Source organism: Kitasatospora sp. NPDC091257, from assembly GCF_044757675.1.
GTDB classification, from domain to species: Bacteria; Actinomycetota; Actinomycetes; order Streptomycetales; family Streptomycetaceae; genus Kitasatospora; species Kitasatospora lactacystinica.
This window is the reverse complement of sequence record NZ_JBIVVI010001402.1, coordinates 1-2,124: the sequence shown is the minus strand read 5'-3', so window position 1 is coordinate 2,124 and position 2,124 is coordinate 1. Positions and strand designations below refer to the sequence as shown.

Sequence of the window (2,124 nt, the reverse complement as noted above, 5' to 3'; positions counted from 1 at the left end):
GGGGCACCTGCCCGGTGGCGGCCCCGCGGCGCGGCCTCGCCGGTGAGCCAGAGTGCCAGGATCGTTGCCCCGGACAGGCAGCCGGCGGCGGCGGTGAACCAGCTCCGGAATGTAAGGTCTGACATGTCGTGCAGCTCCTCGAAAGCTGTTCGGCGTTGCCCCCGACAGCCGGTCCTAAGCGGCGGTCGGGGGTTCTTTCGTGATCGACGGTACTCAACCTGTCCATACCTGTCCATGGCCATCCCGGGCTATGCCCGGCTGGCCCTCGCGACTACCGTCGGGGGGTGTTTGAGTTCAGCCCGTCCCGCCCGAAGTGGGAACAGATCGCAGAGATCGTCACCGCCAGAATTGCCGCCGGCGAGCTTCGACCCGACGACAAGCTGTCCGAGGTGGAGTTGTCTGCGGAATTCGGCGTGGACCGAAAGACCGTGCGGAAGGCGATTGCCTCACTGCGGGATGCCCACCTGGTGGTCACCCGTACCGGCATGGGCAGCTTCGTGACCCACAAGGAAGTACGCGGGGACGAGTAGGCCCCGCGCTACCGGAGTTCACCAGCGGAGCGGGGCGGTGAGGCGCGGGTAAACGTCGGAACGTCCGGACAGCGATCGTTCACGTCCCGGCCGCCGAACTTACTGGTCGAGCGGCTTACGGTGTCGGCCACTGCCCTTCCGAAGCAGCGAAACCGGTGTGTCCTCTTGCGGGTCCGCGAACCCGACCTCCCGCCGCACGATCACTGGATAGGCATCCGCATAAGTGCTGGCGACGCCCACCGGCTGCCACGCCGCACCGTCCCACTCCACAACCATGCGCGGAGCGTCCTCGAACAGGCCGCCGCGCCGGACAGTCGGGTCAAGGGTCAGCGCATCCCGTGTGCCCGGCGGCCGCTCGCGGTTGGCGCGAGCGTCGTACCACTCGGTCACGGTTTCGTCGTCGGGTTCGAGCACGGCTGGCCCCCTCGCTCGGCGTCAATCCGAGGTTAGCGGCCCGTCCGGTCGAGTGGAGCCCGGCCAACCCAAAAGCCCGAGCGGCGCCCGGTCGCGCAACGCATCGGCGTACGCGGTCGAGTCGTCGAACTCCCGGAAATGGGTGATCGGGTCCTGCGCGGCGTAGAGCATGGCGAGGGCGCAGCACAGGCAGAAGTCCTGTCCGGTCTCCACGTCCCGCAGATTCGCGTAGTGCTGACAACCGGACCACTGGCACCGCCTACGGTGCCTTCCGACGGCTCAGCGCGCTGGCGTACGACGTCGGCCGCCTGGGGAGCCCAACGTGAGTCCGCAAGGAACCGCGCGGAGTCTTTGGGGGCACCATGATTGAAGGCATGGACCGACAGGCAGGCAGCACGAAGCGACCTCCACAATTCGAACTCCGTTGGGGTGGGCTCCACTTGACCATCCAGCGCATCCCCGCGTGGCTCATCACGGCAGTCACAGCAGGCGGCGGAACCCTCGCGGCCTTGCTGGCACGGAAGTAGCAACTCAGGGGCTCACGGCGAACGCCCCGAAGTCCCTTGCGGTCTTCCCTCGGTGACAGGTGCGACACAGCGACCGCACGTTGTCGTCGGTGTCCTCGCCTCCGAGGGCGAGCGGCGCCCGGTGGTCGACGTCGACCAGGGCCGCGGGGAAGTCTCCGCCGCACACCCCGGAGCCCGCTCGGTCGACCCGCCGTCGAAGTCGCTCCGCCCCACTGTGGCGCCGCGCCACCAGGGCGAGCAGCCGACGGCGGGCCCGGACACTCGGACGGGCTTCGTAGGCCGCGTGGTGGGCCTCGCAGCGTCCTCGGCGAGTCGGAGGTTCGGTGCAGTCGATACAGCGCACGGCGCCCCCTCGGTGGTCGTACGAGTCGGCCAGTTGCAACCTTCCGAAGATGACCCATTTCATGGAACGAGTCATCCGGCGTAGGTTGCAGCCCGGCTCTGTGCCCACCCCGAGACTCGAACTCGGGAAGTCCGCGGCCGGTACCCCGTAGGGCCTCGACCGCGTGCCCCTGCCATTGGGGTTGTGGGCTGGTGGTCGTCCTCGCCGACTCACGGCCGGTCCGGACACGGTGGGGACTGCACGCGCTTACGACCCCTTTCGGCCCGTCCTGGCGGACGGGGTCACTCATGGGCGGGGCCGCCCCCCCCCC

The 2,124-nt window shown here is 68.9% G+C and carries 4 protein-coding genes; 1 reads left to right on the top strand and 3 read right to left on the bottom strand.

Going from position 1 to position 2,124, the window contains the following annotated elements; all coding sequences use genetic code 11:
- Nucleotides 1–284 precede the first annotated feature (284 nt).
- The gene (locus ACIQOV_RS38725) at nt 285–530 is read left to right on the top strand and encodes a GntR family transcriptional regulator (protein ID WP_401055509.1); all 246 of its coding nucleotides are present in this window, start codon (nt 285–287) and stop codon (nt 528–530) included.
- A 99-nt stretch (nt 531–629) separates the two neighbouring features.
- On the opposite strand, the gene ACIQOV_RS38720 is transcribed toward ACIQOV_RS38725, so the two are convergent.
- From ACIQOV_RS38720 to ACIQOV_RS38710, 3 genes are all read right to left on the bottom strand, one after another.
- Nucleotides 630–944: a DUF6087 family protein gene (locus ACIQOV_RS38720; protein ID WP_401055507.1), complete on the bottom strand. Its 315-nt coding sequence runs from the start codon at nt 942–944 to the stop codon at nt 630–632.
- Nucleotides 945–965: 21 nt separating this feature from the next.
- On the bottom strand, nt 966–1,157 hold the full coding sequence (locus tag ACIQOV_RS38715; protein ID WP_401055506.1) for a hypothetical protein: 192 nt from the start codon (nt 1,155–1,157) through the stop codon (nt 966–968).
- 318 nt (nt 1,158–1,475) lie between these two features.
- Nucleotides 1,476–1,877, bottom strand: a complete 402-nt coding sequence (locus ACIQOV_RS38710; RefSeq protein ID WP_401055510.1) for an HNH endonuclease — start codon at nt 1,875–1,877, stop codon at nt 1,476–1,478.
- Between the last annotated feature and the right edge of the window lie 247 nt (nt 1,878–2,124).